The 13,030-nt window shown below is 75.3% G+C and carries 9 protein-coding genes; 8 read left to right on the top strand and 1 reads right to left on the bottom strand.

Annotated elements, in window-relative coordinates; all coding sequences use genetic code 11:
* Nucleotides 1–166: 166 nt before the first annotated feature.
* Together ACFU7Z_RS09605 and ACFU7Z_RS09600 are read left to right on the top strand one after the other, a co-directional pair.
* Nucleotides 167–4,024 (top strand): glycosyltransferase, encoded by a 3,858-nt coding sequence (locus ACFU7Z_RS09605; protein ID WP_380777144.1) that lies wholly within the window; start codon nucleotides 167–169, stop codon nucleotides 4,022–4,024.
* Between the two features lie 6 nt (nucleotides 4,025–4,030).
* A complete protein-coding gene (locus tag ACFU7Z_RS09600) occupies nucleotides 4,031–5,812 on the top strand; it encodes a DUF5719 family protein (protein WP_380777143.1) in 1,782 nt (593 codons plus the stop codon).
* A gap of 51 nt (nucleotides 5,813–5,863) precedes the next feature.
* On the opposite strand, the gene ACFU7Z_RS09595 is transcribed toward ACFU7Z_RS09600, so the two are convergent.
* Nucleotides 5,864–6,316: a metallopeptidase family protein gene (locus ACFU7Z_RS09595; protein WP_049659268.1), complete on the bottom strand. Its 453-nt coding sequence runs from the start codon at nucleotides 6,314–6,316 to the stop codon at nucleotides 5,864–5,866.
* A gap of 164 nt (nucleotides 6,317–6,480) precedes the next feature.
* Here ACFU7Z_RS09595 and ACFU7Z_RS09590 point away from each other — a divergent pair, with 164 nt between their 5' ends.
* The 6 genes from ACFU7Z_RS09590 (at nucleotide 6,481) to ahcY (ending at nucleotide 12,972) form a co-directional block, all read left to right on the top strand.
* Nucleotides 6,481–6,846, top strand: coding sequence for a DUF3499 domain-containing protein (locus ACFU7Z_RS09590; RefSeq protein ID WP_049659269.1), 366 nt, complete (start codon nucleotides 6,481–6,483; stop codon nucleotides 6,844–6,846).
* A 150-nt stretch (nucleotides 6,847–6,996) separates the two neighbouring features.
* Entirely contained in the window at nucleotides 6,997–8,382 is a 1,386-nt protein-coding gene (locus ACFU7Z_RS09585) for a phosphomannomutase/phosphoglucomutase (protein ID WP_049659270.1), read from the top strand.
* Between the two features lie 156 nt (nucleotides 8,383–8,538).
* The gene (locus ACFU7Z_RS09580; protein ID WP_049659271.1) at nucleotides 8,539–8,721 is read left to right on the top strand and encodes a Trm112 family protein; all 183 of its coding nucleotides are present in this window, start codon (nucleotides 8,539–8,541) and stop codon (nucleotides 8,719–8,721) included.
* A gap of 104 nt (nucleotides 8,722–8,825) precedes the next feature.
* Complete coding sequence (locus ACFU7Z_RS09575; protein WP_380777142.1) at nucleotides 8,826–10,076, top strand: SIS domain-containing protein; 1,251 nt, start codon at nucleotides 8,826–8,828, stop codon at nucleotides 10,074–10,076.
* 79 nt (nucleotides 10,077–10,155) lie between these two features.
* The gene (locus tag ACFU7Z_RS09570; protein WP_117488077.1) at nucleotides 10,156–11,133 is read left to right on the top strand and encodes a cation diffusion facilitator family transporter; all 978 of its coding nucleotides are present in this window, start codon (nucleotides 10,156–10,158) and stop codon (nucleotides 11,131–11,133) included.
* A gap of 369 nt (nucleotides 11,134–11,502) precedes the next feature.
* Complete coding sequence (gene ahcY, locus ACFU7Z_RS09565) at nucleotides 11,503–12,972, top strand: adenosylhomocysteinase (protein WP_380777141.1); 1,470 nt, start codon at nucleotides 11,503–11,505, stop codon at nucleotides 12,970–12,972.
* The last annotated feature ends 58 nt before the right edge of the window (nucleotides 12,973–13,030 follow it).

Here is a 13,030-nt window from a genome sequence, read left to right as displayed (position 1 = left end):
CGGGCGCCTCACCGCGGTGGTGGGGCGCTTTCGTGTTCCCGGGGCCCCTTCACCGTCCCCGCACGCACACCCCGGACGAAGCGGCCACCCGGAGCCGTTAGTGTGGTGCGCCATCCGGTTGCCGTTCACCGGCTGTGTCCACCGAGAACTGGGGCCCGCGCACGCGATGACCGTCTACAGCCACCAGAGCGGCTCCACCGCTTCCCGGCCGCCCGCCTATCCGCGCCACCTGGTCACCGCCGTGATCGTCTCGCACGACGGCGCCCGCTGGCTCCCGCGGGCCATGGCCGGCCTGCTCGGTCAGGACCGCCAGGTCCAGCGCGTCCTCGCGGTCGACACCGGATCCACCGACAACTCTCCGCAACTGCTCGCGGACACCCTCGCCGACTGGCTGCCCGAGAGCGGGCCGCTGGTCCTCGGCCGCCGGGCCGGCTTCGGCACCGCCGTCCACGAGGCCGTGGCGGGCAGTGCGCCCCTGCGCCCGGAGGACCTCCCGTACCGGCTCGACCCCTCCGGCTACGACCCGGTCACCGGCGGCTGGGACGACTTCGGCGACCCGCTCGCCCAGGAGGACGACCTCGGCCGCGGCGGCCCGCGCGAGACCCGGCCGGTCGAGTGGCTCTGGCTGCTGCACGACGACTGCGAGCCGCAGACCGACGCCCTGCGCCGACTGCTCCAGGTCGCCGACTCCACCCCCAGCGCCGCCGTGGTCGGCCCCAAGCTGCGCAGCTGGTACGACCGCCGCCAGCTCCTCGAGGTCGGCGTCACCATCGCCCGCTCCGGCCGCCGCTGGACCGGCCTCGACCGCCGCGAGCAGGACCAGGGCCAGCACGACCAGGTCCGCCCGGTGCTCGCCGTCTCCAGCGCCGGCATGCTGGTGCGCCGGGACGTCTTCGAGGAGCTCGGCGGCTTCGACCGGGCCCTCCCGCTGATGCGGGACGACACCGACTTCTGCTGGCGGGTCAACGCCGCCGGCCACCGCGTGGTGGTCGCCCCCGACGCCGTGCTGCGGCACGCCGAGGCGGCCGCCCGCGAGCGCCGGGCGATCGACTGCGGCCCCGCCCATCCGCACCGGATGGACAAGGCCGGCGCCGTCTACACCCTGCTCACCAACTGCAAGGGCGCGCTCTTCCCCTACGTCCTGCTGCGGCTGGTGCTCGGCACCCTGCTGCGGGCCGTCACCAACCTGCTCGGCAAGGACCCGCGCCAGGCCTTCGACGAACTCGCCGGCCTCGGCCACGAACTCGTCCGCTTCCCACGGCTGTTGGCCGGGCGCAAACGCCGCGCCAAGTCCCGGTCGGCGGACGCCCTGGACGACCGCACGCTCTTCCCGGCCCCCGGCGCCACCACCCGGCTGGCGGTCGAGGGCGTCGTCGGCTCGCTCGGGATAGGGGGCGGCGACGACACCGGCCGGCACGGCTCGGCCGAGGCCGGCGGCGACGAGGACGCCGAGGACCTGGTCGTCGAGCAGTTCGCCCTGCTCAAGAAGCTCGCCCGGCGCCCGGCGCCGGTGCTGTTCGCGGCCCTGCTGGTGTTCGCCCTGATCGCCTGCCGCGGCCTGCTCGGCAGCGGCGAGCTGTTCGGCGGCGCCCTGCTGCCGGCGGCCGACGGGGCCGGCGGCCTCTGGTCGATGTACGCGGACGCCTGGCACCCGGTCGGCACCGGGTCCACCGCCGCCGCACCGCCGTACCTCGGCGTGCTCGCGGTGCTCTCCTGGATCCTGTTCGACCACGCCGACCTCGCGCTCACCCTGCTCGTGGTGCTCTCCGTCCCGCTGTCCGCGGTCAGCGCCTACCTGGTGTCCCGGCCGCTGCTGGACTCCAAGCTGGTCCGCGCCTGGGCCAGCGCCACCTACGCGCTGCTGCCCGCCGCGACCGGCGCGCTCGCCCAGGGCCGGATCGGCACCGCCGTGCTCGCCGTGCTGCTGCCGCCGCTGGCCCGCGCCGCGGCCATCGCGGCCGGCCTCGGCATCCGCGCCGAGAGCGCCGCCAAGGGCGCCCGCCCGGGCTGGCGCCCGGTCTGGATGACCGTCCTGCTGCTCACCCTGGCCACCGCCTTCGTCCCGATAACGTGGGCGCTCGCGGTGCCGCTCTGCCTGGCGATGCTGGTCGTCGGGGTGCTGCGCGGCAGCGCCTTCGGCTCCGGCGGCGCGGCGCTGCGGCCGCTCGGCCTGCGCGTCCTGGTGATCCTGGCGGTGCCGGTCGCGGTGCTGGCCCCGTGGTCGCTCAAGGTGCTGTCGCACCCGCAGTGGCTGCTGCTGGAGGCCGGGCTGCCCGGTCTGCACGGCACCGGCGCGAGCGCGGCCGGCCTGCTGCTGGTCAACCCGGGCGGCGCCGGGGTGCCGCCGGTCTGGCTCTCGGCGGGTGTCGTGCTGGCCGCCCTGGCCGCGCTGCTGCGCGCCGACCGCCGCCGTGCGGTGCTCGTCGCCTGGGGCGCGGCCGGCGCCGGCCTGGTCTTCTCGGTCGTGGTGGCGGGCACCTCCGTCACCCCGGCCTCCGGCGGTCCGGCGGTGCCCGCCTGGACCGGCCCGGCGACCCTGATCGCCGGGCTCGCCCTGCTCGCCGCCGCCGCGATCGGCGCCGACGGCGCCAACGCCCGCGTCGCCGGGATCGCCTTCGGCTGGCGCCAGCCGGTGGCCGCCCTGGTGGTGGCCTCGGCCGTGCTGGCCCCGCTGGGCACCGGCCTGTGGTGGGCGCTGACCGGCGCCGGCGGGCCGCTGCACCGCGGCCAGGCCGACCAGGTCCCCGCGTTCATCGCCGAGGAGGCCGGGACCACCGACCGGGCCCGCACCCTGGTCGTCACCGGGGAGAAGGGCGGCGGCGCGGTCCGCTACACCGTGCTGCGCGGCGCCGGTCTGACGCTCGGCCAGGCCGAGTCCACCGTCGACCCGGCGACCGGCACCCAGGACGGCCTGAACAAGATGGTCGGCAGCCTGCTGGCCGGCTCCGGCGCCGACCAGGCGAGCGCCCTGGCCGGCTACGGCATCGCCTACGTGCTGGTCCAGCAGCCGGTGATCGACGCCTTCAAGGACGTCCTGGACACCACCCCCGGCCTGGTCAAGGCCAACCAGGACGGTGCCGCCGCGCTCTGGCAGGTCAACGGCACCCCCGCGGTCCGCGCGGTGATCACCGCCCCGGGGGCCACCCCGGTGGTCGTCCCGTCCGGGGCCCGCGACCTGTCCGCCACCGTCCCGGCCGGCCCGGACGGCCGGGTGCTGCGGCTCGCCGAGTCCGCCGCCCCGGAGTGGAAGGCCACCGTCAACGGCACCGCGCTGGAGCCCACCACGGTCGACGGCTGGGCGCAGGGCTTCAAGCTCCCGGCCGCCGGCGGCAAGCTGACCGTCACCCGCGAGGGCGGCGCCGCCCACACCGGCTGGATCTGGGCCCAGGTGCTGCTCGGCCTCACCATCCTGGTGCTGGCCCTGCCCGGCCGCCGCAGCCACAAGGACGACGACCTGCCGGAGGAGGCCGTCGCCACCGCCGCGCTGGCCGCCGCCGCCCAGGCGCAGGCCCCCGCCCCCGGCAGCCGCCGGGCCCGCCGGATGGCCGAGCGCGGCGAGGGCGCGGAGGGCGCCGAGGGCGGTGCCGAGGAGTCCGGGGTGTACGACCGGCCGGGCGCGATCCCGGCCCAGCCGAGCTCCGAGCCGGTGACCGGCGCCGTCCAGGCGGCCGCCGCCATCCAGGACGCCGAGCAGTACACGGACCCGTACCAGGCGTACCAGCAGGCCGACCCGTACAGCTACGACCAGTACGCGGCCCAGCAGCCGGTCGCCGCGCCGTACGGCGGCCAGGGCTACGACACCCAGGGGTACGACGCCCACGGGTACGGCCGCCAGCAGGGCTACGAGCAGCCGTACCAGCCCGAGCAGCAGCCGTACTACGAGGTCCACAGCTACGACGGCGGGCAGCAGCCGGAGCAGCAGCAGCCCTGGCTGCCCGGCCAGCCCCAGGGCGAGGCCCCGTACGACCCGAACGACCCCAACGGCCCCGGCCGGTACCCGCACCAGCACGGATCGGGGAGCTGACCCGCGATGAAGAAGCCCGCATTCAGGAAGAAGTCCGGCGCCGGCGAGGCCGCCGAGTCGGCCGGGCCCGCCGTCGCGGCGGAGCCGTCCGGCCCGGCCCGGACGTCCCGCCCCGGCCGCGGCCGCGGCCCGCTCGCCGGGCGAGCCGGAGGAGCCGGAGGAGCCGGAGGAGCCGGAGGAGCCGAGGGGGCCGGAGCAGCCGGGTCCGGCGGGGCGGCGAAGACCACCCAGTCCCTGCTCGCCGCGGCCGTGGTGCTCGCGGCGGTGTTCGGGATCGCCCAGGTGCGCCCGCCGGCCGCCCCGGCCAAGGCCGGCACCGGGGCCGCCGCGACCACCGCGCAGGTCGAGCGGACCTCGGTGGTCTGCCCGCAGCCGGTCCAGGGCCTGACCGGCTCGACCACGCTCACCGCCTACACCCCGCCCGGGACGGGCTCCGCCACCGGCGGGGCCGGCTGGCTCTCCGACGCGGCCGCGCCCGCCGTGCCCGCCGCCCAGCCGACCACCGCCCCCGCGGCCCCGGCCGCCGCCACCCCGGCCCCGACCGGCTCGGGCGCCCCGGTCCAGGACAAGAACGCGGCGCCCGCCGACGCCCGGCTGACCGTGCCCAAGCCCGGCACCCCGGCCACCGGCCCGGCCGCCAACGGCGACGCCGCGCCCGGCACCGGGGCCGTCGCCACCGGCGCCCTCGCCCCCGGCTTCACCGTCACCCAGACCACGGTGGTCACCGAGCAGCGCGGCCTCGGCCTGTCCGGCCTCACCTGCACCCCGGCCGCGACCAGCTTCTGGTTCGCCGGGGCCAGCACCGCCGCCGACCGGGTCGACTACCTCAGCCTGGTCAACACCGAGTCCGCCGCCGCGGTGGTGGACATCAAGCTGTACGGCGACAAGGGCCTGATCGACAACGACGCCGCCAACGGGATCACCGTCTCGCCCGGCAGCTCCCAGGCCGTCCTGCTGTCGACCCTCACCAAGGGCGCGGTCGCCGACCTCGCGGTGCACGTGGTGGTGCGCTCCGGGCGGGTCGGCGCCGCGCTGCACGCCGCCGACGGCGGCAAGGGCGCCGACTGGGTCCCTGCCTCGGACGCCCCGGCCCCGGTCCAGGTGATGCCCGGCCTGCCCGCCGACACCGCCTCCGCCCGCCTGGTGGTCTGGGCGCCGCCGGAGGACGACGCCGACCTGAAGATCCAGCTGTCGGGCAAGAACGGCTGGTTCAGCCCGGCCGGCAACGAGTCGATCCACGTCAAGGCGGGCATGGTGGCCGCCGTCGACCTCGGCAAGCTCACCCGGGACGAGGTCGCCGGGCTGCGGCTGTCGCCCAGCGACGACAAGCACCGCACCCCGGTCGTGGCCGGGCTGCGGGTCGACCGGGCGGCGGCCAACGGCAAGACCGACGCGGCCTGGCTGACCGGCAGCGACCCGGTCGGCGCCCGCGCCACCGTCGCCGACAACCGGGCCGGCGCCTCCACGCTCTACCTGACCTCCAGCGGCGAGGCCGCCACCGTCCGGGTCACCGCCTCGGCCGGCAGCGGCGGCGGCACCCCGGCCACCAAGGAGGTCCAGCTGCCGGCCGGCGGCACGGTCGCCCTCCCGGCGCCCGAGCCCGCCGGGCTGAACGGCGTCTTCGCGCTCACCGTGGAGACCGTCTCCGGCGGCCCGGTGGTGGCCGCCCGGATGCTCTCCCTGCCGGCCAAGGACGTGCCGATGTTCACCGTCCAGGCGCTGCGCGACGACCGCAGCACCGTCAAGGTCCCGCAGGCCGGCCAGGACCCGGGCGTCGTCCTGCGCTGAGCGCGCCGAGCGGGGCCCGCGCCGGACACCCGGCGCGGGCCCCGGCCCGTCTCAGTCCTCGTCGTAGCGCGGGTCGATGGCGTCCGGCGACAGCCCGAGCAGCTCCGCGACCTGTTCGATCAGGATCTCGTGCACCAGCGCCGCGCGGTCCTCCCGGGTCTTCGCCCGGATCTCCACCGGCCGCCGGTACACCACGATCTGGCTCTTGCGCCCCTGCTGGCCCGGCGACACCCGCCCCAGCGGCACGCCGTCCTCGGCGTCGGCGCCGTCCGGCTCGTGCAGCGGCACCTCCTGGACGGCGAACTCCACCTCGATCAACTGCGGCCAACGCCGTTCGAGGCGCTCCACCGACTCGCGCACGTAGTCGTCGAACAGTTCGGAGCGGGTGAGCGAGATCGGCACCTGGGGCGGCGCCAGCGGGCCGCGCAGGCCCCGCCCGTGCCGGTCGCGGTGCCGGGGGCGGCGCGCCGGGCCTGTCGATGACTGCGGTGCGGAGCTGTCCATATCACTGCCGAGGGTAGTCCTTGGACGGTCGGAAGTGGACCACTCCGACCGGGAATCGCACGGGGCGTCGGATACGCGGACCCGGCGCCCGCGGGGCGACACGGCACCCCCTCCGGGCAGGCGGTCTTCGCTCCCCGGCGGGGAGTGCGGTACCGTCCACCCTCGTGAGCTCTGTACGTCGTTGTTCGCGGACCGCGTGCGGCCGGCCGGCCGTCGCGACGCTGACGTACGTCTACGCGGACTCCACCGCCGTCCTCGGGCCGCTCGCCACCTACGCCGAGCCGCACTGCTACGACCTGTGCGCCGAGCACGCCGAGCGGCTCACCGCCCCGCGCGGTTGGGAGGTCGTCCGGCTCGCCGCCGAGGCCGGGCCGCTGCGCCGCAGCAGCGACGACCTGGAGGCGCTGGCCAACGCCGTGCGCGAGGCCGCCCGCCCGCAGACCCCCCGTCAGGGCCGCGGCTTCGAGGGCGAGTCCACCGAGGGCGGCCGCCGCGGCCACCTCCGGGTGCTGCGCTCGCCCGACAACTGACACCCCTCCCGGTACGGGGCGTCCCCGGTCCTGGCACGGGGCGTTCGTCCGGCCCGGGTACGCTGCCCGTCTACCGTCACCGCGCCCGTCGACCGACGCGCGGTGGCCCCGACGTTTCGTGATCAGTCCTAAAACCAGGGTGGAGCCGCAGTGCGCGACCTCAAGCAGCTCGTGAAGGCGTACGACGTCCGAGGCGTTGTCCCGGACCAGTGGGACGAGAGCCTGTCCCGGGCCTTCGGTGCCGCGTTCGTGCAGGTCACCGGCGCGACCGCGATCGTGGTCGGGCACGACATGCGGCCCTCCTCGCCGTCGCTGAGCCTGGCCTTCGCCGAGGGCGCCGCGGCCTACGGCGCCGACGTGGTGCAGATCGGGCTGTGCTCCACCGACCAGCTGTACTACGCCAGCGGCAAGCTCGACCTGCCCGGCGCGATGTTCACCGCCAGCCACAACCCGGCCCAGTACAACGGCATCAAGCTGTGCCGGGCCGGCGCGGCCCCGGTCGGCCAGGACACCGGCCTGTCCGAGATCCGCGAGCTGGTCGAGTCCTGGACCGCCGAGGACGACACCGTCACCGTCCCGGCCAGGGACGTGAAGCCGGGCGCGCTGTCCGCCCAGGACACCCTGCGCGGCTACGCCGACCACCTGCTGGGCCTGGTCGACCTCACCGCGATCCGCCCGCTCAAGGTCGTGGTGGACGCCGGCAACGGCATGGGCGGCCACACCGTGCCGACCGTCTTCGACGGCCTGCCGATCGAGCTCGTCCCGATGTACTTCGAGCTGGACGGCACCTTCCCGAACCACGAGGCCAACCCGCTCGACCCGAAGAACCTGGTCGACCTCCAGGCCAAGGTCCGCGAGGTCGGCGCCGACGTGGGCCTGGCCTTCGACGGCGACGCCGACCGCTGCTTCGTCGTGGACGAGCGCGGCGAGCCGGTCTCCCCGTCGGCGATCACCGCCCTGGTCGCCGTCCGCGAGATCGCCCGCGCCCGGGCCGCCGGCGAGGCCGAGCCGACCGTCATCCACAACCTGATCACCTCCTGGACCGTCCCCGAGGTGGTCCGCGAGCTCGGCGCCAAGCCGGTGCGCACCCGGGTCGGCCACTCCTTCATCAAGCAGGAGATGGCCGAGACCGACGCCGTCTTCGGCGGCGAGCACTCCGCGCACTACTACTTCCGCGACTTCTGGCGCGCCGACACCGGCATGCTGGCCGCGCTGCACGTGCTGGCCGCGCTCGGCGGGCAGCCGTCCGCGCTGTCCGGGCTCACCGCCGAGTACGACCGCTACGCCGCCTCCGGCGAGATCAACAGCACCGTGGCCGACCAGGCCGCCAGCACCGCCGCCGTCCGCGCCGCCTACGCGGGCGGGGAGGGCACCACGGTGGACGAGCTGGACGGCCTGACAGTGGCCGGCCCGGACTGGTGGTTCAACCTGCGCGCCTCCAACACCGAGCCGCTGCTGCGCCTGAACGTCGAGGCCAAGGACCCGGCGAAGATGGCCGAGCTGCGCGACGGCGTGCTCGCCGTCGTCCGCGGCTGAGCCCCTCGCCCGACGCCTCGCCCGACGCCGCGCCCGAGCCCCCGACCGGGCTCGCGCCCGCGCGGAGCGCCTGAGCACGGGCCCCGGTGCCCCGGCCGGTAGGGTTTCCTATCGGCCGGGGCACCTCCGTGCCACCCCCGAACCTTGGAGAGCCCCATGAAGCTCGAATCCTTCCTGCTGGAGATCCTGGTCTGCCCGCAGTGCCGGGCCGCGCTCGTCGAGGGCGGCACCGAGGAGCAGCCCGAGCTGGTCTGCACCGGCGCGGACTGCGGCCTCGCGTACCCGGTCCGCGAGGGCATTCCGGTCCTCCTGGTGGACGAGGCCCGCCGCCCGGCCTGATCCTGGGGGCGACGCCCGGGACGAAGCCCGGGCGGAAGCCCCGGGACGAAGCCGCCCCGACCGCCCCGACCGCCCGTCCAGGACCGCAGCCGGAGGTTCGCCGCATGCTCGACGACACCCTGCTCGACGACCCGGCCGCCCTCCAGCGCGCCGACCACGACCGCGCCCTGCTGGCCCTGGCCGGCGCCGGTGCGCGGGTCCGCACCGCACTGCGGCAGGCCGAGGCGGCCGGCCTCGACCGGCTGCGTCCGGACGGCCGCCCGCGTGCCGTCCTGGTCGCCGGGCACGGCAGCGCGCTGACCGCCGCCGAGATGCTCTCGGCGCTGGCCGGTACGAGCTCCCTGGTCACCCCGCTGCCGCCGACCGAGGCCGCCGCCCCGCGCGCCGACCGGGCCGGCGCCCCGCCCGCCTTCACCGCCGGGCTCGGCTGGCAGCTGCCCGGCTGGGCCGGCCCGCTGGACCTGCTGGTGATCAGCTCCGCCGACGGCGGCGAGCAGGGCCTGGTCGCCCTCGCCGAGCAGGCGTACGCGCGCGGCTGCGCGATCGTGGTGACCGCCCCGGCCGGCAGCGCGCTGGCCGAGGCCGCGCTGCAGGTGCGCGCGCTGCCGCTGCCGTTCGTGGTCTCGGTGCTGCCCGAGGACCTCGCGCCCGTGACGGCCGTCGAGCCGGACCTGCCGGCCGAGGACCCGGCGGCGCTCTGGTCCCACCTCGCCCCGCTGCTGGCGCTCGCCCAGAAGATCGGCCTCACCCAGCTCCCGTACGACGCGCTGCCGGCCCTCGCCGACCTGTTGGACGCCGCCGCGGTGCGCTGCCGCCCGGACGCCGCCGCGTACACCAACCCGGCGAAGGGCCTGGCCGCCCGGCTGGCCGGGACGGTCCCGCTGCTGTGGGCCGAGGGCCCGATCGCCGGGGCGGCCGCCACCCGGTTCGCGGCCCAGCTGGCCGACCGGGCCGGGCGTCCGGCGCTGGCCGGGCCGCTGCCGCAGGTGCTCACCGCCCACCGCGGCATGTTCACCGGGCAGTTGGGCGCGGGCGCCGATCCGGACGACTTCTTCCGCGACCGGGTCGAGGAGCCGGACCCGCTGCACCTCCAGGTCCTGCTGCTGCGGCACGCCCCCGGCGCGGCCGGCCCGGCGGCGCCGGACGGGCAGGACGGCCCGGCCGAGGTGCCGGAGGAGGACGCCGGGCCGCGCAGCTTCGGCGTCTCCCGGGCGCACCGGCTGGCCGCCGCGCACGACGTCCGGCTGACCGAGTACGCGAGCACCCGGCCGGACGCGCTGCACGCGCTGGCCGACCTGGTCGCGCTGACCGACTTCGCCGCCGTCTACCTGGGGCTCGCCGCCGCGCAGTCCTGAGACGGTCGGCCGATCGGGCCCCCGGGGCCGGTACGGTAAGCGCTCGACGACGCCGACCGACCCGTGAGGACCTGGAAGCATGAGCACCGAAGGCGGTACCAAGGCACTGATCGCGGCGCTGTCCGCGAACCTGGCGATCGCCGTGGCCAAGTTCACCGCCTTCGGCTTCACCGGCTCCTCCTCGATGCTGGCCGAGGGCGTGCACTCGGTGGCCGACTCCGGCAACCAGGTGCTGCTGCTGATCGGCGGCAAGCGGGCGCGCCGGGCGGCCGACGAGGAGCACCCCTTCGGGTACGGCCGCGAGCGCTACGTGTACGGCTTCCTGGTGGCCATCGTGCTGTTCAGCGTCGGCGGCCTGTTCGCGGTCTACGAGGGCTGGCACAAGATCAGCCACCCGGAGGCGCTGGACTCCTGGGGCTGGGCGGTCGGCGTGCTGGTCTTCGCCATCGGCATGGAGGGCTGGTCCTTCCTGACCGCGGTGCGGGAGTCGGAGAAGGCCAAGGGCAAGCAGAGCTGGACCCAGTTCATCCGCACCGCCAAGGCGCCGGAGCTGCCGGTGGTGCTGCTGGAGGACACCGGCGCGCTGATCGGCCTGGTGCTCGCGCTGTTCGGCGTCGGGCTCACCGTGATCACCGGCGACGGCGTCTGGGACGGCATCGGCACCCTGTGCATCGGCCTCCTGCTGGTGGTGATCGCCGTGGTGCTCGCCCTGGAGACCAAGTCGCTGCTGCTCGGCGAGTCGGCCGACAAGGACTCGGTGCGCCGGATCCGGGAGGCGCTGGTGGACGGCGAGGCGGTCACCCGGGTGATCCACATGCGCACCCTGCACCTCGGCCCGGAGGAGCTGCTGGTCGCGGCCAAGATCGCCGTCAACGCGGAGGACAGCGCCGCCCGGGTCGCGGAGGCGATCGACGCCGCCGAGTCGCGGGTCCGCGCGGTCGTCCCGATCGCCCGGGCGATCTACCTGGAGCCCGACGTGTACAGCGCCGAGAAGGCCGCGGCGGGCGACGACCCGGCCGCCACGCCCGGCGGCCCCGGCCCGGGCGGCGCGCACTGACCCCTCCCGCGCCCCCGTCCCGCTGACCGACCTGTCCCGTACACCGGCCCGTCCTGGGGCCCGGCTTGAGAGCGGGTCGGACCGGGGGCCGAAATCGGTCATCGGCGGACGGCCGGCGGGGCCATCGGTGTAGATTCGTCACCAGAGCCAGAACGTCGCTGCTGATGGCGGTCGATCGGCGGTCCGCACCCCGCGGGGCGCGCGCCGGTCGAGGGAGAGAGGTCCTCCGACGGTTTGTGCTGCGCAACGGGAAGCCGGTCCACCACCACGGACCCGGCGGTCCCGGCGTGGCCGTGCACCCGTACGGCCTGACGCACGCGACGCACGCCCGGACCTATGGCCCCACCCCCATCAGCGAGGAGCAGACGCATGTCGACCGACATCACCGGTGACTTCAAGGTCGCCGACCTTTCCCTGGCGCCGTTCGGCCGCAAGGAGATCCAGCTGGCCGAGCACGAGATGCCCGGTCTGATGGCGATCCGCGCCGAGTACGCCGAGGCGCAGCCGCTGGCCGGCGCCCGCATCACCGGCTCGCTGCACATGACCATCCAGACCGCCGTGCTGATCGAGACCCTGACGGCGCTCGGTGCCGAGGTCCGCTGGTGCTCCTGCAACATCTTCTCCACCCAGGACCACGCGGCCGCCGCCATCGCCGTCGGCCCGGAGGGCACCCCGGAGAACCCGCAGGGCGTGCCGGTCTTCGCCTGGAAGGGCGAGACCCTGGAGGAGTACTGGTGGTGCACCGAGCAGGCCCTGACCTGGCCTGACGGCAAGACCCCGAACATGATCCTGGACGACGGCGGCGACGCCACCCTGCTGATCCACAAGGGCGTCGAGTTCGAGAAGGCCGGCGTCGCGCCGGACCCGTCCACCGCGGACAACGACGAGTTCCGGATCATCCTGGAGCTGCTCAACCGCACCCTCAAGGACACCCCGAACAAGTGGACCGAGGTCGCCTCCACGATCAAGGGCGTGACCGAGGAGACCACCACCGGTGTCCACCGCCTGTACGAGATGCACCGTGACGGCCAGCTGCTGTTCCCGGCCATCAACGTCAACGACTCGGTCACCAAGTCGAAGTTCGACAACAAGTACGGCTGCCGCCACTCGCTGATCGACGGCATCAACCGCGCCACCGACGTCCTGATCGGCGGCAAGGTCGCGGTCGTCTGCGGCTACGGCGACGTCGGCAAGGGCTGCGCCGAGTCGCTGCGCGGCCAGGGCGCCCGCGTGATCGTCACCGAGATCGACCCGATCTGCGCGCTGCAGGCGGCGATGGACGGCTACCAGGTCACCACCCTGGAGGAGGTCGTGGAGATCGCCGACATCTTCATCACCACGACCGGCAACAAGGACATCATCATGGCCTCGCACATGGCCCGGATGAAGCACCAGGCCATCGTCGGCAACATCGGCCACTTCGACAACGAGATCGACATGGCCGGCCTGGCCAAGCTCGACGGCGTCGTGAAGACCGAGGTCAAGCCGCAGGTCCACGAGTGGCGCAAGGCCGACGGCCGCACCATCATCGTCCTCTCCGAGGGCCGCCTGCTGAACCTGGGCAACGCGACCGGCCACCCGTCCTTCGTGATGTCCAACTCCTTCGCCAACCAGACGATCGCCCAGATCGAGCTGTTCACGAAGACCGAGCAGTACCCGATCGGCGTCTACGTGCTGCCGAAGCACCTGGACGAGAAGGTCGCCCGCCTGCACCTCGACGCGCTGGGCGTGAAGCTGACCACCCTGAGCCAGGAGCAGGCCGACTACATCGGCGTCCCGGTCGAGGGCCCCTACAAGCCGGACCAGAGCATGTCCTCGTGCCACAGGTCGGAGGAGTAGGCGAACTCGCCCCGGACCTTCAGGTTGCCGTCCGGGCGCAGCGGCGAGCCGCCGATGC

Source organism: Kitasatospora sp. NPDC057518 (assembly GCF_042802075.1).
Lineage (GTDB): Bacteria > Actinomycetota > Actinomycetes > Streptomycetales > Streptomycetaceae > Kitasatospora.
Note: the sequence above shows the minus strand (reverse complement) of the source record. Positions and strands in the feature narration are given on the sequence as shown.

Coding starts and splice junctions, on each gene's coding strand:
- ACFU7Z_RS09605 (WP_380777144.1), top strand. CDS start 167: ATGACCGTCTACAGCCACCAGAGCGGCTCCACCGCTTCCCGGCCGCCC.
- ACFU7Z_RS09600 (WP_380777143.1), top strand. CDS start 4,031: ATGAAGAAGCCCGCATTCAGGAAGAAGTCCGGCGCCGGCGAGGCCGCC.
- ACFU7Z_RS09595 (WP_049659268.1), bottom strand. CDS start 6,316: ATGGACAGCTCCGCACCGCAGTCATCGACAGGCCCGGCGCGCCGCCCC.
- ACFU7Z_RS09580 (WP_049659271.1), top strand. CDS start 8,539: ATGAAGCTCGAATCCTTCCTGCTGGAGATCCTGGTCTGCCCGCAGTGC.
- ACFU7Z_RS09575 (WP_380777142.1), top strand. CDS start 8,826: ATGCTCGACGACACCCTGCTCGACGACCCGGCCGCCCTCCAGCGCGCC.
- ACFU7Z_RS09570 (WP_117488077.1), top strand. CDS start 10,156: ATGAGCACCGAAGGCGGTACCAAGGCACTGATCGCGGCGCTGTCCGCG.
- ahcY (WP_380777141.1), top strand. CDS start 11,503: ATGTCGACCGACATCACCGGTGACTTCAAGGTCGCCGACCTTTCCCTG.